The sequence below is a fragment of the Halomonas sp. DP5Y7-2 genome (assembly GCF_019802025.1).
GTDB classification, from domain to species: Bacteria; Pseudomonadota; Gammaproteobacteria; order Pseudomonadales; family Halomonadaceae; genus Halomonas; species Halomonas litopenaei_A.
Genome location: NZ_JAHVHY010000003.1, coordinates 651,424 through 669,725, shown reverse-complemented (window position 1 = coordinate 669,725; position 18,302 = coordinate 651,424). Strand labels below are relative to the sequence as shown.

Genomic DNA, 18,302 nt, shown 5'->3' with positions numbered 1-18,302 from the left:
CAGGAGAGTGTCGAGCCCCATGGCCCAGCGTATTGCCATCAATGGCTACGGTCGCATTGGCCAGTGCGTCCTGCGAGCCCTCATCGAGCGCAATGACCCTTCCCTGGAAGTGGTCGCCATCAATGAGCTATCGGGCCTCGATACCATCACCTACCTCACTCGCTACGATACGACCCATGGTCGCTTTCCTGGCAGTGTGGAAAGCCGCGATGGCCACCTGCTGATCAATGGGCACCCCATCCGCGTGCTGTCAGAGGCAGAGCCCGACCGACTGCCCTGGAAAGCGCTGGATATCGACCTGGTGCTGGAGTGCTCAGGCAGCTTCAAGGACCGCGCTACCGCCGAGCGACATCTGGCTGCCGGTGCCCGGCGTCTGCTGTTCTCACAGCCCGCAGAGAGCGATGTCGACGCCACCATCGTCACCGGCATCAATGACAGCGACCTGACTGCCTCCGCCAGGGTGATCTCGGCAGCATCGTGCACCACCAACTGTCTGGTGCCGATCCTGACCATTCTGGATGAAGCCTTGGGCATCGAGCATGGTGTCACGACCACCATTCACTCGGCCATGAACGACCAGCCCGTGATCGATGCCTACCACCAGACCGATCTGCGCCTGACTCGCTCGGCCATGCAGTCTATCGTGCCGGTGGATACCGGCCTGGCGCGGGGGATCAACCGCCTGATGCCGCACCTGGCAGAGCGCTTCGAGTGCCTGCATGTGCGGGTGCCGACCATCAATGTCTCGGCCATGGACCTGTCGATCTGTGTGCAGCGCGATACCTCGGCCCAGGCTGTCAATCGCCTGCTGCAGGAGGCCAGCAACTCCCGGCTTGCTGGCCTGTTGGGGTATACCGAGGAGCCCATGGCGTCCATCGACTTCAACCACGATCCGCGCTCCGGTATCGTAGACGCCACCCAGACGCGGGTGGCCGGTGGTCGCCTGCTGAAGCTGCTGTGCTGGTTCGACAATGAATGGGGCTTCGCCAACCGCATGCTCGACGTGGCCACGCGCCTGAACCAGTTGCCCCGAGCGTTACCGTGATGCCTCTTCCCCTGGCCATTCTTTCCTACTCGATGTCTCTCTCAGACCGTTCAGACGAGGATCTGCCGACATGAACGTGCGCAAGATGACCGATCTCGACCTCAAGGGTCAGCGGGTGCTGATTCGTGAAGACCTCAACGTACCCGTCAAGCATGGTCAGGTGACCAGTGATGCCCGACTGCGCGCCAGTCTGCCGACGATCAAGGCCGCCCGGGATGCTGGCGCCAAGGTCCTGCTGATGAGCCACCTGGGGCGCCCCACCGAAGGTGAGCCCGCCGATGAGTTCACGCTTGCACCGGTGGCTGCCTACCTGGGCGACCTATTGGACTGTCCGGTACGACTGGTCACCGACTATCTGGACCAGGCCCCGGAACTGGAAGACGGCGACGTCGTACTGCTCGAGAACGTGCGCTTCAACAAGGGTGAGAAAAAGGACGACGATGCCCTGGCCCAGCGCTATGCGTCACTCTGCGACGTGTTCGTGATGGATGCATTCGGCACCGCCCACCGCGCCCAGGCCTCGACCCACGGCGTCGCGCGCTTTGCTCCCACTGCCTGCGCCGGCCCGCTGCTCGCCGCCGAACTCGACGCCCTGGAAAAAGCCCTGGCCACGCCCAGACGGCCGATGACGGCCATTGTCGGTGGCTCCAAGGTTTCCACCAAGCTTGAGGTGCTCAACGCCCTGTCCGAGAAGTGCGATCAACTGATCGTTGGCGGAGGCATCGCCAATACCTTCATCGCAGCGGCGGGACACAACGTCGGCAAGTCGCTGTACGAAGCCGATCTGGTGGGCAAAGCCAAGGCCTTGATGGCCAAGGTCGAGATCCCGCTGCCTACCGATGTGGTCGTGGCGACCGAGTTTTCCGACTCGGCAGAGGCGGTCACCAAGCCAGTCGACCAGGTTGCGGACAATGAAATGATTCTGGACATTGGTCCAGAGAGCGCCGCGCGCCTGGGCGATATGCTGAAAAGCGCCGGCACGATCCTGTGGAACGGCCCTGTGGGCGTGTTCGAGATCGACCAATTCGGCGGTGGCACCGAGGCCCTGTCCCACGCGATTGCCCAGAGCGACGGTTTTTCCATCGCCGGCGGTGGTGACACCCTGGCCGCCATCGACAAGTACGGCATCGCCGACCAGGTGTCCTACATCTCTACCGGTGGCGGCGCTTTCCTTGAGTATGTCGAAGGCAAGGAACTGCCCGCGGTCGCTGCCCTGGAAGCAGCGGCACGTCAGGCCACTGACGCCTAACCACCCGATTACGTCATGGGCGTGCCTGCGGCACGCCCCTTACCCCTAATAGATTCAGGTATCTCCATGGCACTCGTCAGCATGCGCCAACTGCTGGATCACGCCGCCGAACACGGCTACGGCGTCCCGGCCTTCAACGTCAACAACCTTGAGCAAGTCCGCGCCATCATGGAAGCGGCCGATGCCACCGACTCACCGGTCATCCTGCAGGCCTCCGCAGGGGCGCGTAAATACGCCGGCGCTCCCTTCCTGCGCCACCTGATCCTCGCCGCTGTTGAAGAGTTTCCGCATATCCCGGTGGTCATGCACCAGGATCACGGCACCAGCCCCGCGGTGTGCCAACGCTCCATCCAGCTCGGTTTCTCTTCCGTCATGATGGACGGCTCACTCGGCGAAGATGGCAAGACGCCTACCGACTACGCCTACAACGTCGACGTCACTCGCCGTACGGTCGATATGGCCCATGCCTGCGGCGTGTCCGTGGAAGGCGAGCTGGGTTGCCTGGGCAGCCTGGAAACCGGTATGGCCGGCGAAGAAGACGGTATCGGCGCGGAAGGCAAGCTCAGCCATGACCAACTGCTGACGGATCCGGAAGAAGCGGCTGACTTCGTCAAGTCCACCGGTGTCGATGCCCTGGCAATCGCCATCGGCACCAGCCACGGTGCCTACAAGTTCACTCGCCCGCCGACCGGCGACACGCTGTCGATCCAGCGCATCAAGGAAATCCACGAGCGTATTCCGGACACCCACCTGGTCATGCATGGCTCTTCCAGCGTGCCCCAGGAATGGCTCCAGGTCATCAACGCCCACGGCGGGGCGATTCCCGAGACCTACGGTGTACCCGTTGAGGAAATTGTCGAAGGCATCAAGCACGGTGTGCGCAAGGTCAACATCGATACCGACCTGCGTCTCGCCTCCACGGGTGCCGTGCGCCGCTTCCTGGCTGAAAACCCGGCAGAGTTCGATCCGCGCAAGTTCCTCAAGCTGACCGTGACGGCCATGAAGGATATCTGCATCGCCCGCTATGAGGCCTTCGGCACTGCCGGCAATGCCAGCAAGATCAAGCCGATCAGCCTGGACGACATGTTCGAGCGTTATGCCCGCGGAGAGCTGGACCCCAAGGTGAAGTAACACCACCGCGAGCAGCCCGCTGGATCGATACGCCCTCGCCTCCCAAGGAGGCGAGGGCGTTGTAGTATCGGCTGCGGAGCAGGCGCTGATTCGTCAGAGCGCAGACGGTACCTCACTGATCCGCAGCCCACAGCCATCATCCTGTGGCTGAGTCGGTAGCGTCTTCCAGGCGCCGCCTCAACGGAATGTTGCTGTCCGCTCTGTGCGTGGCGAGTGACAGGTCTGCACGAATATCCGCAATGGCGTCCAACACCGGCTCCAGCGCTGTCAGCTGGCGCGGAGCACGCAGTCGGCGCTCCAGAGACCGATAGACCTCATCGGGATCCTCACCCGGTGCATGGCTGGCGGTGAAGGGCGCCAGGGACGGACCATTGGCGGCGACAGGCTCGAACAGACGCGCATAGGGGTCTTCTCCCGACCAGGACAGACACAGCAAGTGGTCCCGTGTCACCTGCACATTGAGGTCCGGCAGGCTTCGCGCCAGCCGCACCAGCGTATCGATCACATCGCCGGAGAGAAACGCCGCCAGTGCCTCGCTCTCTTCCGTACAGGCAACGAAGTAACGGGCGAAGTCGCCTTCTCCCCACACCTCACCTGTACTGCCATGATGCAGCGGGCGCCATTTCCCCTCTCGCAGGTTGCAAAGATCCACCGCCGCGACATGTTGCAGATCGCAGATCAAACCATTGCGATAGTAGGTGCGGCGGTCCTTGTCCGTACCCTCGTCATAGGCAAACCGGTAAACCCAGTACTCACCCGCAACACGCTCATCGATCGCCTTGCGACAATAGAGCAGCTCGCCATTGTCTGAGTATGTCCGCTGAAAATCGGTGATCTTGCCGCGCAGCGTCGCCAGCATGGCGCCAAGATCCACGTCCGGCTCGGCCAGGCGAAAGTCCAGCTCTGCCGCGCGCTGCACCAGCTGACGCAGAAAGGCGGCGACATTTTCGGTGGCATGGAAGTCAAACCCAAGCAGAGCCACCCCGATCACCGCCAGGGGCAACAGCCACGGCCAGGAAAGCCCCCCCGCCAGCGTAATGACAAAGCCCAACGTCCCGAGCAACAAGCACAGCAAGCCTAGCGCCGTCATGCCGGCGGAGGGTCGCGGGTTCAGAGAGATTCCCCGGTCCCGGGCACGGTCCAGCACGTCGATCAACGCCTCCCGAGACAAGGCCGCCTCGGCAGTGCGTTTTTCGCGGCGCACGAACCGGTATGCCTTCCAAAGCGGCGTCATCGTCGCGGCCCTCGTCTACTCATGTCTTTCTACTCATGTCGATAAATGATCTCGTCCACTCGGGGAAGCGCGCGGTGCCAGCCGTCTAGGTCATGACACGATCTTGACCCTACGGCGGGTGGCGCATTCGTTCAGGGCAACTCGAAGGCACGCCCTTCTTGTCGGACGCTGGAGCTCTCCGCGAGTGAAACACATCTCATCATTTCCCCTGAGACATAGCTGTGCCCAAGCGATAGACATGGCGCACTACAGCGCAGTGACTAGCGAGGGCTCTCAGGAGGGGAGGCCATTGGCTGACAGGGGCATCGACCCGGGCAAGCGCTACTGAGACAGGAAAATAAGGGCTCACCCGGAACGTCTCTGCGGACAATGCGTTATCCGCCCCCCGGGAGACTTGGGGCTGGGGCTTGGGCTGGGGCTTGGGCTGGGACAGCCGCCATCGCCCAAGGCTTTTGCATGCGCGGCGCGAAAGCGGTGGAGCTGGTGGGCCAGGCCCAGAGGAAGGTCACGTCATGAGGGGCACCGCCAGGCATCATGGAGGTGTCTGGCGCCCTGAGCGCCAGACACACAACCACACCCGCGAAACGTCTACTTGCCGGGTCGAGGCAGACGGTGCCGCGAGCGCCGGCGCTGAGCGAGGGCCTTGTTGCCGGCGCTGCGCCCGACTACCCGCGCTACGCCCACCAGGACTCCCGTGGCAGCGCCCCAAAGCAGCGCGTCTCGCCAGCGCACGTCGTCCCGCTCAGGATTATCCGGCGGCTCGGCATCCGCCACCTTGCGATACGTCTTCTCGGCTGCCTGTCTCGACATCAGGCTGGCCCCTACCGCGGCGACGGATCCGACAATGGACCACAGTGTCTCTTCCTTCACATTTACCTCCTTGAACGTTGACGATGCCCGCTTCACTGGCGGGCAAATCAAACGGGTACTCCTTCCCCGAATGTGAGATGTCGAACATCACGCCAAATCAGCATAGCCAAGACCGCCCCCTCCCCTCAAACCGGTCATTCATGCACCGCAATAGTGCACAATGCGCAGCGTGAGAAAACAGTGTTCAAAAATTATGGTTTTCGCCTACGAACACAGGCAGACTCCGCGGAAATCTGCAACACTGTTCGATAACGCTATTGCACGACTCGCGAGGTCGCTCCCATGCCCCGCCCTCTATGCCTTCTATTTGACTGTGACGGCACGCTGGTAGACAGCGAGCCACTGCTGGCGGCAGAAATGGCCGTCAGCCTGACTGCAGCCGGCCTTCCCTTCAGGGCCGAAGATTACATGGGCGATTTTCGCGGGGCGCGGTTTCGCAATATCGTCGCGGCGCTCGAGGCTCAGCATGGCCGTGTCGACCCCGACCACCTCGAGTCTCTCGAAGCCAGCATGCGTGCCAACCTCAACCGCCGCCTGGCCACCGACCTGACGCCAATTGCCGGCGCCACCGAAGCGCTGGCAGCGTTATCCCGCTATTCCATGGGCGTGGTCTCGAATGGGCCCGAAAACAAGGTGCGCACGTCGCTGGCCACCGTTGGCTTGACGGAGGTCTTTGGCAACCGGCTCTTCAGCGGCTACACCGCCAATTGCTGGAAGCCTGATCCCTGCCTGTATCTTCACGCGGCAAGCATCATGGGCTTCGCCGCCGAGGACTGCGTGGCCATCGACGATGCCATCGTTGGTGTCCAGGCGGCCCTTGCTGCCGGCATGACGGTGATACACCTCAATCGCTTTGCCGATGCAGAGGAAACCCCTGAGGGCGCCCACATGATCACCAGCATGTTTCAACTGCCCACCGTCATCGGCCGCCTCCAGCGCGACCGCGACCGCCACTCGATGATATCCAGCGGCTAAGAAACACGACATAAAGGCCTGCGCCGACGATTCACTGCGTTGCGCGCTGTTCGCACTTCTCAGCTATACCGCATAGGCTTCGGGTTCTGCGCGGTCGCCTTGGGCCGCTCGGCTGAGGACTTCAGCGCTGCCCTAAGGTCGCCCACTTCTGCTTTTCATGGCCCGGCTTGCTGCCGGGCCTTTTCATTGATGCGCGTCACACCCGACCTTTGTCTAAGCCCTGACGTCTTGCCCGACGCCCGCCTTGACGCCTAAGCTTTGCACCATATGGGAACGTTCCCATTTTGACCCAGAGTGGCGTGACGCTGCCGCCATGGCCACCTCTTGAACCCATATCTTCTTCGCGCCATCAACCCCGCCTGAGACTCTGCCAGAGCATGAACCAACGACAACACCGCGCCACGATTCTGGAAGTTGCCCGCGAAGCCGGGGTCTCCAAGACCAGTGTGTCCCGCTACTACAGCGGTGAGCGCGAGCGCCTGTCTACGGCCATGCAGGAGCGTATCGTGGCGGCGGCAACGGCCTTGGGCTATCAACCGAACCCCATGGCCAGAGGACTCAAAGGAGGTCCCTCTGGCTTGATCGGCATGCTGGTCGCCGATATCCACAATCCGTACTCCGTCGCCATCATGCACGGCGTGGAAAAGGCCTGCCGACAGGCCGGACTGTCGCTCATGCTATGCAACAGTGACAACGACCTTGATCAGGAGCGCCAGCAGCTGGCGTTACTGTCCTCCTATCGTATCGAAGGACTGGTGGTGAATGCGGCGGGCCGCCACAGCGATGCGCTAGCACAGCTGGCGGCGAGCGGAACTCCGATGGTGCTGCTGGATCGTTCGCTCAAGGGAGTCGATGTCGATGAGGTGGGCCTGGATAACGCCACCGCCATCGATATGGCCATCGACCACCTGGTCGAGCAGGGCTACACCCGCCTGCTGTTTGTGTCTGAGCCCCCAGCTCAGGCGAGCTCACGCCAGGCCCGCCTGGAGCGTTTTGAGACGCAATGTCACGCACGCGCTCTTGATGCACACTCGCTGGCGCTCGAGCTGAAAGACCACCAGGCGCTGGACGCGGCGCTTGCCCGTCATGTGGATCACCCTCATCCGTCCTGCGCCGTTCTCTGTGCCAACGGCCAGGTCACCCTGGCCGTGGCACGACGGATGAAATACCTCGGCTACCCCCTGGGAGAGATCGGGTTGATGGGTATCGACGAGCTAGAGTGGTGCGACCTGACCGATCCCGGTATCACCACGCTGGAGCAGCCCACCGACCTGATCGGCCAGGCTGCTGTTGACTGTCTGAAGCAGCGCAGCAGCCATCAGGCGACAGCAGCGCGTCGCCACATGTTCGCCCCTACCCTTGTTCCGAGAGGATCGACCCAGCGGCCACTGGCCACCTCTTCATTACCCGAGATTTCATCATGAACCACGATACTCCCGACATTCTTTCCTTCGGCGAGGCCATGGCCCTGTTCGTTGCCGACGTGCCTGGCGATCTGGCCGACGTCGAACGCTTCTCACGCGGCTGCGCGGGGGCCGATACCAACGTCGCCATCGGCCTGTCGAGACTGGGGTTCAACGTTGGCTGGATGAGTCGTGTCGGCAACGACAGCTTTGGTCGCTATCTGCGCTCGACGCTGGAAAAAGAAGGTCTCGACTGCCGCTATCTGACCACCGACCCGGACCATGCCACTGGCCTGGTGTTCAAGGAACGCGCCGAGGGAGGCGCCGACCCGAAGGTCGAGTACCTGCGCAAGAACAGCGCCGCCAGCCAGATGTCGGTGGCGGACGCAGCCCAGATCGACATTCCATCGCTGCGGCACCTCCATGCAACCGGCATCACGCCCGCCGTATCGGCGAGTTGTCTGGAGCTATCGCGCCATCTACTGGGCCAGGCCCGCCAGCATGGGGTCAGCGTATCGTTCGACCCCAATCTCCGCCCCACCCTGTGGGCCAGCGAGCAGCAGATGCGCACGACCCTCAATGAGCTTGCCGCCCATGCCAATTGGGTCTTGCCGGGCCTTGCCGAGGGCAGGTTGTTGACCGGCCAAGACACGGCCCATGACATCGCAGGCTTCTACCTGGACCAGGGTGCTGAGGCGGTGGTGATCAAGCTGGGGCCTGAAGGCAGTTTCTACCGCGGCCGTCTCACAGGTCACGATGAGGCTTTCACCGTACCCGGCGTGCCGGTTGCCAAGGTGGTGGATACAGTCGGTGCTGGCGACGGCTTCGCGGTAGGTTTCATCAGCGCCATGCTGGACGGCCTGGACCCCCGTGAGGCGCTCAAGCGCGCCAACCTGATCGGTGCCGCGCAGGTGCAAGTCCTGGGCGACATGGAAGGCTTGCCGAGTCGTGCTCGGCTGGGCCAGCTGGAAGCCGCGCTGCCTGCCTGAGCCGTGGCGTTGCCGCCAGGGACATCCTCGCGGCAACACTCCCACTGACGGCCACGACAGTAACAACAACCGCGACAACGACAAGAGAGTCCCCCATGACCCGACGTATTCTGGTGTTTCGCGAGATCAGCGCCGATCAGCTCGACAGCCTTCGCGCTGACTTCGAGGTCGACTATCTGCCTCACGTGACCCATGCCGATGACCCTGCATTCATGGACGCCCTGTCACGGGCCCACGGACTGGTCGGCGCCAGCCTCAAGATCACTCCAGCCCTGCTTGATCGGGCCCCGCAGCTCAAGGCCATCGCCAGTATCTCGGTGGGCTATGACAATTACCCTGTCGATGAGCTGACCCGTCGCGGCATCTTGCTGTGTAACACGCCGGATGTGCTGACCGAGACCACCGCCGACACCGGCTTCTTGTTGATCATGAGTACCGCCCGGCGCGCCATCGAGCTGGCCGAGCTGATCAAACAAGGCAAGTGGACAGAAAGTATCGGCAAATCTCACTTCGGTACCGACGTGCACGGCAAGACCTTAGGCATGGTCGGCATGGGGCGTATCGGTGCCGCCATCGCCCGTCGCGGTGCGCTGGGCTTCGGTATGAAGATTCTCTACGCCAAGGCCTCGCCCAAGCCGGCACTGGACGCAGAACTGGGTGCACAGCACCGAGAGCTCGATCAATTGCTGGAAGAAGCGGACATCGTCTGTGTCACGGTGCCACTGACCGAAGAAACGGAAAAGCTGATCGGTGCCGCCGAGTTCGCCCGCATGAAGGCCGGAGCGATCTTCGTCAATGTGGCCCGCGGCAAGGTGGTCGATGAAGCCGCCATGATTGCAGCGCTCAAGGACGGCACCCTGCATGCAGCCGGTCTCGACGTATTCGAGAAGGAACCCTTGCCCGCCGACTCCCCGTTGCCGCACATGGCCAACGTGGTGGCGCTACCCCACATTGGCTCCGCCACTCACGAAACCCGCACGGCCATGGCTCAGCGCGCTATCGACAATATTCGCCTGGCGCTCAGCGGCCAACGCCCACTGAGCCCGGTCAATGCAGACGAACTGAACGACGGATAGACGCCGGGCGACAGCTTCGGCAGGTCTCCCGTTTCACCGGCTCCACCTGTAACACCCCAGATGCATACCACAATAATTGAGGTAATCATGACACACGCCCTCGCCCCCTCCCGCCGCACTACCCTGACTCGCCTCGGCCAGAGCCTGTTGGCCGGCGCCACGCTGGTCGCAGGACTGAGTCTTACCGCCCCGGTTCACGCCTACGACCTGCGCTTTGGTCATGGCGGCACGGAAGACACCGCCTATCACCTGGGCGCCACCCGGTTCAAGGAACTGCTGGAAGAGCAGGACGTCGATCTTGGCGTCCAGATCATGGGAAATTCCGTGCTTGGCCACGAGACCGAGATGTTTGAACAGCTGATGGCTGGCGCCCTGGATATGTCCATCGTCAACCCCGGCTTGATCACCGACTTCTCTGACACGGCCAATGTCTTCTCCATCCCCTTCCTGTATCGCGATCAGGAGCACTGGCAGACCGTCCTGGACGGCGACGTGGGCCGGGAAATCGCCGACCAGATCACCGCCGAAACCGGCGTGAAAGTGCTGGCGTTCTTTGGTGGCGGCAAGCGCCAGATCGTCTCCAGCCGCCCGCTGGAAAGTCTCGATGATCTCGATGGCATGAAACTGCGCACCAATCCTACCAAGCCCCTCATCACCGCCTGGTCGGCGCTGGGGACAGACCCGACCGTCATGGCATGGAAAGAGATCTACACCGGTCTGCAACTGGGTGCCATTGATGGCCTGCTCAATGAAGCCGAGTGGATCCACCGCATGCGCTTCCACGAGGTAGCGCCCCATATCGGTCTGTCCGAGCATGACATCACCGTGCGCTTGCTGACCATGTCGGAACTGACCTGGGACCGGCTGGACGATGCCCAGCAGGAAGCGGTCATGGCAGCCGCCAGCCAGGCCGCCAGCTACGCCCGCGGCGTGCAGCTCGAACAAGATGCCGAAGCACTCGAGCTGCTGGTGGAAGAAGGGGCCACCCTGCATGAGCTCGACCGCGAGCAGATGCAACAGATCGTACGTGAACCGCTCGCCAAAGTGATTGACGAAATGGGGCTGAGCGAGCTCCACCAGATGATCGTCAACGCCGAGTAATGATCCTTCAAGCACCGGGGCCTGCCCCGGTGCCCACCGTCTCAAGAGGATGAAGCCATGAGGCTCTTCCTGGATCTTCTTGCGCGCATCAATCGCGCCCTGGAGAAACTGCTGCACTGGGTATTGCTGGCCCTGCTGTTCGGCTTTATCGCCCTGATCATCTATCAAATCGTCAGCCGCAACCTGCCGTTGCTGCCTCGCCTGTACTGGACAGAAGAGTTCAGCCGATTTGCGTTCCAGTGGATGATCATGCTCGGCACCGCCATTGGCGTGCTGCATGCGGATCACTTCGTGCTGGAAGCCTTTCCGCGAGGTTCCCGCGCCGATCGACTGACCCGCTGGATACGTGATCTTGCCTGTCTTGCCGTCGGCACGATCTTCGTCGTGCACGGCCAGGAGTTCGCCCTCTCGGGTCTTCGTCGCAGCGCCACGGCCTCCGGCATGTCGATGATCTTCGTCTACGCCACCTTCATGGTCTGCGGCGTGTTCATCATGTTGTTCGCCATCGAACGTCTGGTCCGTGCCGCACTCGACGGCCTCGATAGCATGGAAGCTGCCATGAACACTCCGGACCCCGTACAGGAATCCATCGATGCGCAGCAAGGTCACCAGGTGACCTTGGAGGCGCCCTCTCAGGACGCTAGTGACGGGAGGCCCTCATGATCTCCATGGATGCACTCTTTATCCTGCCGTGGCTGCTGTTCGGCCTGCTTGGCGTACTGATTGTGGTGGGCGTGCCGATTGCCATGGCGCTGGTACTGACGGCGGTCGGCATGGTGATACTCGACCCCCGCCTGACCTACTGGGTCATGTTCCAGCGCATGTACAACGGCATGGACTCCTTCGTGTTGCTCGCCGTGCCGCTGTTTCTGCTGGCTGGCAATCTGATGAACGCTGCGCGTATCACGGATCGCCTGATCACCCTGTGCATGCGCCTGGTGGGTCATGTCAAAGGCGCCCTGGCCCACGTCAATGTCATGGTCAGCATGCTGTTTGCCGGCGTATCGGGTTCGTCTACTGCCGATAGCGCAGGCGTCGGCACCGTGCTGATTCCAGCCATGCAGCGAGAGGGCTACCCCACTCACTTTGCCGTTGCCGTGACGGCAGCATCATCGGTGATGGGCATCATCATTCCCCCGTCGATCAACATGATCGTCTGGGGAGCGCTGACCAACACCTCCATTGCGGGTCTGTTTCTCGGTGGTATCTTGCCAGGGGTGATGATCGGCATCGCACAGCTGCTGATGAACGTCGGCTATGTGCGTCGCTACCAGGTGCCCGTGCGTCCCCGCGCCAGCTGGCGACAACTGGCCAGTTCCGGCAAGGACGGGCTGCTGGCTGCCGGCATACCGGTAGTCATCATTGGCGGCATCACGCTGGGTATCGTCACCCCGACAGAGGCCGCCGTGATCGCCGTGCTGTACGCCCTGGCCCTGGGCTTCATCGTCTATCGGGAGCTGAGCTTCCGCCAAGTACTGGATGCGTCCACCGACACGGTACGGCTGTGCTCGCTGTCGCTCTTCAGCCTCGTCGGCGCGGCCATCTTCGGCTACCTGATCAGCTTCTACCAGATACCTCCCAAGCTGATGCAAGGCGTCAACATCACCGACCCGATCACCTTGCTCATCATCATGACGGTGGTCATGCTGGTCATCGGTACCTTCATGGATTCACTGCCGGCAATGGCCATCATGGCACCGATCTTCCAGCCCCTGGCCATGCAGGCGGGCGTTCATCCCGTGCAGTTCGGCGTCATCGCCGTCATGGCCCTCGGCCTAGGGCTGATCACTCCACCCTATGGACTGTGCTTGATGATATCCGCCAAGATCGGGGGAATCCCCCTGCTCAAGGCGCTTGGCACGACCATGCTGTACCTGTCGATCATGCTGGCGGTCATTTTGCTGCTGATTGTCTTCCCCGACATCGTGCTGACCATACCCCGTCTGATTGCACCGGATTTTGTCTGACCATCCTGGTGGCGACCGTCGACGCGGTCGCCGCTCCATCAATGAGGAACCCATGTCCCAGACTCAGCCGCCCCTTTGCCTGCTGTTCGATTCCGACGGCACCCTGGTAGACAGCGAGCCGTTGCTGGCGCGTGCCATGGCCGACACCTTTCCGCCCTTTGGCCTGCCGTTTTCCGCCGAACAGTACATGGAGGAATTTCGCGGCGTCCGCTTTCTCGACATCGTGCAGGAGCTGGAAAGACGTTTCGGCTCGCTGGCTGACGACCAGCGTCAGATCATGGAAGATCGCCTGCGCGCCAACATGGCCGAGCGCATGGAGCAGGAACTCGTGCCGATAGCGGGTATCCCGCAGGCGCTGGACGCCCTGGCCGACCACCCCAAGGCGGTAGCCTCCAACGGCCCTATCGCCAAGATTCGACTGGCTATGGAAACCAGCGGACTGGCCCCGCACTTCGGCGATCACCTCTTCAGCGCTTACGAGCTGGGTGTATGGAAGCCGGACCCGGGACTCTACCTAGCCGCTGCAGAGGCCATGGGCGTATCCCCCGAGCACTGCGTCGTCATCGATGATGCCGCCGTCGGTGTCGAAGCAGGCCTCAAGGCAGGAATGCAGGTGATTCACATCAACCACTTCCCGGAAGAAGAAGACACCCCGGAAGGGGCGGTGGGTATTACCCATGCAGACCAGCTGGTCGACACCATCGAGCGCCTCGCCGCCAAGGCCACGATGTAAGTCACCGGGGGGCGGCTCCCCTCGCCATACATCCGTATTGGCTTGATGAGAGGAGCCTTGCCTCTATGCGCGATTGGCCACAACGCCTCCAAAACCAGACCCGGTAGCTATACTAAAGTCCCCCGTAGAAACCCGGCATCCGGGGATTGCCGCGCTGCACAAGGCTCCCTATGCTGACGGGACAGCCCCTACAAGTCAGGAGACACTCCATGCAAGAAGTGGTGATCGTTGCTGCACGTCGTACCGCCGTTGGTTCCTTCGGAGGCTCGCTCGCCGGCATTCCCGCCAGCGACCTGGGAGCCGCCGTGATCAAGGACGTGATAGCGCAGACCGGCATCAAGCCGGAAGAGGTCGACGAAGTTCTGTTGGGGCAAGTACTCACCGCGGGAGTAGGCCAGAATCCAGCACGCCAAGCCTCGATCAAGGCAGGCCTGCCCGACGCCGTACCTGCCATGACCATCAACAAGGTCTGCGGTTCCGGCCTCAAGGCGCTGCACCTGGGTGCTCAGGCGATCATGCTGGGCGACGCCGAGGTGATCATCGCCGGTGGCCAGGAGAACATGTCTCTGGCACCCCACGTGCTGCCAAATTCGCGCACCGGCCAGCGCATGGGCGACTGGAAAGCGGTCGACTCCATGGTCAATGATGGCCTGTGGGACGCCTTCAACAACTACCACATGGGCATCACCGCCGAAAACCTGGCAGAAAAATACGGTATCACTCGCGAAGACATGGATGAGTTTGCCGCTGCCTCTCAGCAGAAGGCGGCCGCAGCCATAAAGGAAGGCCGCTTCAAGGGTCAGATCGTTCCTATCGAGATCCCGCAGCGCAAGGGTGACCCGGTCGTCTTTGACACCGACGAAAACCCGCGCGAGGTCACCGCGGAAAAGCTTGGTGGCATGCGCCCCGCCTTCAAGAAAGATGGCACCGTGACCGCTGGCAATGCGTCCTCCATCAACGATGGCGCCGCCGTCGTCATGCTGTGTTCCGCTGCCAAGGCAGAAGCTCTCGGATTGACGCCGCTGGCCCGTATCAAGGCCTACGCCAACGCTGGCGTTGACCCCGCCATCATGGGCATCGGACCGGCACCGGCCACTCGCCGCTGCCTGGAAAAGGCCGGCTGGACCCATGAAGAGCTGGATCTTATCGAGTCCAATGAAGCCTTCGCCGCCCAGTCACTGTCCGTCAACAAGGAACTGGGCTGGGACACCTCCAAGATCAACGTCAACGGTGGCGCTATCGCTATCGGTCACCCGATCGGAGCCTCCGGCTGCCGTATCCTGGTCAGCCTGGTCCACGAGATGATCGCCCGTGACGCCAAGAAAGGCCTGGCCACCCTGTGTATCGGCGGTGGTCAGGGCGTGGCGCTTGCCATCGAGCGCTGATCGACAGGTCGACCACAGTGGAAGCACAGCAAAACCCCCGCCAACGGCGGGGGTTTTGCATATCTGGGTAACACGCCATCAGGCGTGATCACGCTTCTGCCTGCACGCCACGCGTCGTCCACCAGGGGGCCGCAAGGCGGAAGAAGCGGTCCACCACCGCCGGGTCGGTGGGCGAGGTCATCAGCGTCACGCCGACGAACACCGGCAGATTGATCATCATCCCCCAGAACCCAGCGTGTATACCCAGCGGATGCGGCCACAGCGTGATGCAGGTCACCGTCACGATAAACCCGGCGAGGATACCCGCGATGACCCCTGGCGCGTTCGCTCTGGGCCAGAAGAACATGCCAATAAATGCCGGTACCACCTGCGAGGCGAACCCCAGACCAATCAGCAGGATCATGACCAGGCTACCTGGCTCAGCAATGGCCAGAGGGGCAATGATCAGAGCCATCAGAGCGACCACCAGGCGCTTCGCCCATTGCCCCGCCCGCTCATCTGACCACCCGGCCCAGGGCGCGATCACATCGCGGCTCAGGCTCAGTGCCACGGAATGGATAAAGGGCTCCGAAGACGACATGGACGCCGCCAGAGTCCCGGCACCCAGCAGCCCCACCAGCACCACAGGCAAATGCGTCATCGCATATTCGAGTACCACCGTGTCCGCTCGATCCAGACCAGGAAGGGCAAATACGCCGATAAAGCCCACCGTCACCAACGGCAGGATCACCAGGTAGTAGCTAGGCAGCCAGGTGGCAGCGAGACGCAGGGAGCGCGCTGAAGTGGCACTCATCCACTGGGTCCATACCGGCGGCATGAAAGACAGCATGGATACGATGATCGATGTGGTCCAGAAGGCAAAACTCATGTCGCCTCCGGCGCCGGGCAGCGTCAGGTACTCAGGACGCTGTTCAAGGACCTGCTGATAGACATCGGCAAACTGCCAGCCACCGGTAAACACATGGGTGGCCCACAGGCCTACTATCCAGGCCACCACGAACATCAGCACCCCCTGAAACACATTGGTGCGGCCGATGGCACGCTGACCACGCAGGGTGAGATACACAGCAATGGCGCCAAGGACGACCACAACCCCCGCCCATACCGGTATCAGGCCGCCACTCATCACGTGCAGAATGTAAGCCGAGCCGACCGTCTGCAGGACCGCATAGGCCAATGACCCCACCGCCATCACCAGCGCAGCGAGAGCACCAAGCGCTCGACTCTGATAGCGATCGGCGATGGCGCTGGCTTGGGTAACATGACCAAAGTGGGCGCCAAAGGCCCATACCTTGGGCCCGAAGTACCACGCTACCAGCGCGAGATACCCCAGATAGACCACCACATAGAACACCGGAATGCCCTTGGCATAGGCCCAACCCGGTGCCCCCATGAAGGTGTAGGCACTGACGCTACCGGCGGCAATCAACAGATACAGTGTGACCGGCCCCATGCTGCGCCCCGCGACTCCCCATTCCTCCAGGGTTGACGCTGGGCGGGATCCGCGACGACGCCCACCCAGACCAATCACCATCGCCACCAGAACATAGCCCAATGTCAGACCAAGCGGCAGCCATTCAGTGCTCACCGTCATCCTCTCCTTTCTCTCGAAGCAAACGATTTCCCAGCAGCATCGCCAGCACGCAGCACAGCAAGATCACATAGCTCCAGGCCACGATAGCGGGGACGCCCAGCACCAACTCGGCCCGGTTGATCCATTCGATCACGGGCCACACCCCGGCCAGCACGATCACCCCAAAGATCCCCAGCAACAGCCAGCCTCGCCAGGAGGACGGGCGCACGAAGGATGGAAGCATCAGCATTCCTCACGTTCGATACTTGATGAAAAGAAACACGCAAGATTAGGCCGTTGTACGCCCTCACCCGTGGGAGGATCGCTGACGGCCCACCACGCGTGAGGGTGTCGCCAGCACCAGCAAAGCGGCGAGGGAGAACAGGCCACCCGCTGCCAGGAGTACCGACGACAGTCCCCAGCTATCGACCACCCGCCCGCCGGACAGGGCGCCAAGACCAATCGATAGGTTGAAGACGAAGGCCATCATGGCGGTGGCCGCTTCCGGATTGGTCGCCGAGCGCAGTATCCAGGTTTGAAGGCTGACCGAAATGCCACCGAACACAAATCCCCACAGCATCAACAGCGCGCTTGCGCCGGTCGCTGTGACGCCAAACCACGGAAAGCCCAGCGCCACCCCAGCCAGCACCAGAGGAATCAATAGCACCGTCAGATACGGCTGGCGGCCCGCCAGCCCACCGGCAATGAAATTGCCCATCAGACCGGCAGCACCGAACAGCAGCAACAGACGCGAGACATCACTCAATGGGATTCCCCCGAGTCGCTGCAAAATGGGGCTGATAAAGGTATAGGCGGCGAAGTGGCCGACCACGATCAGGGCAGTTGCGAGTGCACCGATACACACGCCTGGCAGTTTCAGCTGTCCGCCCAGGCTTACCAGACGCACCGGTTTCTGCGCGGGCAAGGACGGCAGCAGCTGCCATAGACAGAGACACACCAGCAGGCTCAGCCCACCCAGGGCGGCAAAGGCAATACGCCAGTCAGTGACACCTCCAAGCCAGGTGCCGGCAGGAACCCCCAACACCGTCGCCGCTGCCACACCACTGAAAATGAATGACATCGCCCTCGGCACATGCTCCAGCGCGACCAGCCTGCCGGCCAAACCACCGGCAATGGCCCAGAAACCGCCGATACAGCAGCCGATGAGCACGCGAGTCGCCAACAGCCCTGCGAAGCTGTCCATCAGCGCGCCGAGCACGCTGGCGATGGTCATGACCAGCATGAGGCCTGTCAGCAGATAGCGTCGGTCCAGGCGCCCTACCGCGACCGGCAGCAAAGGCGCGGCAAAGGCGGCAACGACGCCAGGAACCGTAATCATCAGGCCTGCCTGCCCTTCGCTGACATCCAGCGACGTAGCGAGCTGCGATAGCAACCCGATAGGCAGCTGTTCTGCCGTGACCAGCAGGAAGATACCTGCCATTACGCTGAACACGGCACACCAGTCTCGTCGCTGGGTGACGGTCGTCATGCCAGAGCCACTACCCTCATCACTCATGCTTGCCTCAAACCTCATCCCCTGCGCACTTGACGATCAGGGGCGTAACACAAAA

At 62.2% G+C, this 18,302-nt stretch carries 17 protein-coding genes; 12 read left to right on the top strand and 5 right to left on the bottom strand.

Annotated elements, in window-relative coordinates:
• Positions 1–19: 19 nt before the first annotated feature.
• The 3 genes from KUW18_RS06605 to fba all read left to right on the top strand — a co-directional run bounded on the left by KUW18_RS06605 (position 20) and on the right by fba (position 3,425).
• Positions 20–1,045, top strand: a complete 1,026-nt coding sequence (locus tag KUW18_RS06605) for a type I glyceraldehyde-3-phosphate dehydrogenase (RefSeq protein WP_206942519.1) — start codon at positions 20–22, stop codon at positions 1,043–1,045.
• A 70-nt stretch (positions 1,046–1,115) separates the two neighbouring features.
• Entirely contained in the window at positions 1,116–2,294 is a 1,179-nt protein-coding gene (locus KUW18_RS06600; RefSeq protein ID WP_206942517.1) for a phosphoglycerate kinase, read from the top strand.
• A gap of 66 nt (positions 2,295–2,360) precedes the next feature.
• Complete coding sequence (gene fba, locus KUW18_RS06595; protein WP_206942515.1) at positions 2,361–3,425, top strand: class II fructose-bisphosphate aldolase; 1,065 nt, start codon at positions 2,361–2,363, stop codon at positions 3,423–3,425.
• Positions 3,426–3,561: 136 nt separating this feature from the next.
• Here the strand turns inward: fba and KUW18_RS06590 are convergent, their stop codons facing one another.
• A complete protein-coding gene (locus tag KUW18_RS06590) occupies positions 3,562–4,659 on the bottom strand; it encodes a hypothetical protein (protein WP_222561023.1) in 1,098 nt (365 codons plus the stop codon).
• Positions 4,660–5,247: 588 nt separating this feature from the next.
• Positions 5,248–5,529 carry a DUF4235 domain-containing protein gene (locus tag KUW18_RS06585; protein ID WP_222162134.1) on the bottom strand — a complete coding sequence of 94 codons (282 nt, stop codon included), beginning with the start codon at positions 5,527–5,529 and terminating at the stop codon, positions 5,248–5,250.
• A 282-nt stretch (positions 5,530–5,811) separates the two neighbouring features.
• Here KUW18_RS06585 and KUW18_RS06580 point away from each other — a divergent pair, with 282 nt between their 5' ends.
• The 9 genes from KUW18_RS06580 (at position 5,812) to KUW18_RS06540 (ending at position 15,158) form a co-directional block, all read left to right on the top strand.
• Positions 5,812–6,504 (top strand): HAD family hydrolase, encoded by a 693-nt coding sequence (locus tag KUW18_RS06580; RefSeq protein ID WP_222561022.1) that lies wholly within the window; start codon positions 5,812–5,814, stop codon positions 6,502–6,504.
• A gap of 377 nt (positions 6,505–6,881) precedes the next feature.
• Positions 6,882–7,928, top strand: coding sequence for a LacI family DNA-binding transcriptional regulator (locus KUW18_RS06575; RefSeq protein ID WP_222561021.1), 1,047 nt, complete (start codon positions 6,882–6,884; stop codon positions 7,926–7,928).
• Positions 7,925–8,896 (top strand): sugar kinase, encoded by a 972-nt coding sequence (locus tag KUW18_RS06570; RefSeq protein ID WP_222484442.1) that lies wholly within the window; start codon positions 7,925–7,927, stop codon positions 8,894–8,896. The genes KUW18_RS06575 and KUW18_RS06570 overlap by 4 nt, the downstream gene beginning before the upstream one ends.
• A 95-nt stretch (positions 8,897–8,991) precedes the next feature.
• Positions 8,992–9,972: a 2-hydroxyacid dehydrogenase gene (locus KUW18_RS06565; protein WP_222561020.1), complete on the top strand. Its 981-nt coding sequence runs from the start codon at positions 8,992–8,994 to the stop codon at positions 9,970–9,972.
• Positions 9,973–10,059: 87 nt separating this feature from the next.
• Positions 10,060–11,073 (top strand): TRAP transporter substrate-binding protein, encoded by a 1,014-nt coding sequence (locus tag KUW18_RS06560; RefSeq protein WP_222561019.1) that lies wholly within the window; start codon positions 10,060–10,062, stop codon positions 11,071–11,073.
• A gap of 57 nt (positions 11,074–11,130) precedes the next feature.
• A complete protein-coding gene (locus KUW18_RS06555; RefSeq protein WP_222561018.1) occupies positions 11,131–11,736 on the top strand; it encodes a TRAP transporter small permease in 606 nt (201 codons plus the stop codon).
• Positions 11,733–13,040 (top strand): TRAP transporter large permease, encoded by a 1,308-nt coding sequence (locus tag KUW18_RS06550; RefSeq protein ID WP_206942504.1) that lies wholly within the window; start codon positions 11,733–11,735, stop codon positions 13,038–13,040. Before KUW18_RS06555 ends, KUW18_RS06550 begins: the two co-directional genes overlap by 4 nt.
• A 52-nt stretch (positions 13,041–13,092) precedes the next feature.
• The gene (locus tag KUW18_RS06545) at positions 13,093–13,773 is read left to right on the top strand and encodes an HAD family hydrolase (protein ID WP_222561017.1); all 681 of its coding nucleotides are present in this window, start codon (positions 13,093–13,095) and stop codon (positions 13,771–13,773) included.
• 209 nt (positions 13,774–13,982) lie between these two features.
• Positions 13,983–15,158 carry an acetyl-CoA C-acetyltransferase gene (locus KUW18_RS06540; protein WP_206942501.1) on the top strand — a complete coding sequence of 392 codons (1,176 nt, stop codon included), beginning with the start codon at positions 13,983–13,985 and terminating at the stop codon, positions 15,156–15,158.
• 88 nt (positions 15,159–15,246) lie between these two features.
• Here KUW18_RS06540 and KUW18_RS06535 read toward each other — a convergent pair whose 3' ends face one another.
• The 3 genes from KUW18_RS06535 to KUW18_RS06525 all read right to left on the bottom strand — a co-directional run bounded on the left by KUW18_RS06535 (position 15,247) and on the right by KUW18_RS06525 (position 18,247).
• Entirely contained in the window at positions 15,247–16,692 is a 1,446-nt protein-coding gene (locus KUW18_RS06535) for a sodium:solute symporter (protein ID WP_409995822.1), read from the bottom strand.
• Positions 16,693–16,735: 43 nt separating this feature from the next.
• A complete protein-coding gene (locus KUW18_RS06530; RefSeq protein ID WP_206942497.1) occupies positions 16,736–16,975 on the bottom strand; it encodes a hypothetical protein in 240 nt (79 codons plus the stop codon).
• A 63-nt stretch (positions 16,976–17,038) separates the two neighbouring features.
• Positions 17,039–18,247, bottom strand: a complete 1,209-nt coding sequence (locus KUW18_RS06525; RefSeq protein WP_224851887.1) for an MFS transporter — start codon at positions 18,245–18,247, stop codon at positions 17,039–17,041.
• Positions 18,248–18,302 lie beyond the last annotated feature (55 nt).

Bases quoted from the DNA above. Each gene is read 5' to 3' on its own strand.
- KUW18_RS06530 (WP_206942497.1), bottom strand. From the start codon at position 16,975: ATGCTTCCATCCTTCGTGCGCCCGTCCTCCTGGCGAGGCTGGCTGTTG.
- KUW18_RS06550 (WP_206942504.1), top strand. From the start codon at position 11,733: ATGATCTCCATGGATGCACTCTTTATCCTGCCGTGGCTGCTGTTCGGC.
- KUW18_RS06575 (WP_222561021.1), top strand. From the start codon at position 6,882: ATGAACCAACGACAACACCGCGCCACGATTCTGGAAGTTGCCCGCGAA.
- KUW18_RS06555 (WP_222561018.1), top strand. From the start codon at position 11,131: ATGAGGCTCTTCCTGGATCTTCTTGCGCGCATCAATCGCGCCCTGGAG.
- KUW18_RS06590 (WP_222561023.1), bottom strand. From the start codon at position 4,659: ATGACGCCGCTTTGGAAGGCATACCGGTTCGTGCGCCGCGAAAAACGC.
- KUW18_RS06605 (WP_206942519.1), top strand. From the start codon at position 20: ATGGCCCAGCGTATTGCCATCAATGGCTACGGTCGCATTGGCCAGTGC.
- KUW18_RS06600 (WP_206942517.1), top strand. From the start codon at position 1,116: ATGAACGTGCGCAAGATGACCGATCTCGACCTCAAGGGTCAGCGGGTG.
- KUW18_RS06580 (WP_222561022.1), top strand. From the start codon at position 5,812: ATGCCCCGCCCTCTATGCCTTCTATTTGACTGTGACGGCACGCTGGTA.
- KUW18_RS06560 (WP_222561019.1), top strand. From the start codon at position 10,060: ATGACACACGCCCTCGCCCCCTCCCGCCGCACTACCCTGACTCGCCTC.
- KUW18_RS06570 (WP_222484442.1), top strand. From the start codon at position 7,925: ATGAACCACGATACTCCCGACATTCTTTCCTTCGGCGAGGCCATGGCC.
- KUW18_RS06525 (WP_224851887.1), bottom strand. From the start codon at position 18,247: ATGAGTGATGAGGGTAGTGGCTCTGGCATGACGACCGTCACCCAGCGA.
- KUW18_RS06535 (WP_409995822.1), bottom strand. From the start codon at position 16,692: ATGGTGATTGGTCTGGGTGGGCGTCGTCGCGGATCCCGCCCAGCGTCA.
- KUW18_RS06565 (WP_222561020.1), top strand. From the start codon at position 8,992: ATGACCCGACGTATTCTGGTGTTTCGCGAGATCAGCGCCGATCAGCTC.
- KUW18_RS06545 (WP_222561017.1), top strand. From the start codon at position 13,093: ATGTCCCAGACTCAGCCGCCCCTTTGCCTGCTGTTCGATTCCGACGGC.
- fba (WP_206942515.1), top strand. From the start codon at position 2,361: ATGGCACTCGTCAGCATGCGCCAACTGCTGGATCACGCCGCCGAACAC.
- KUW18_RS06540 (WP_206942501.1), top strand. From the start codon at position 13,983: ATGCAAGAAGTGGTGATCGTTGCTGCACGTCGTACCGCCGTTGGTTCC.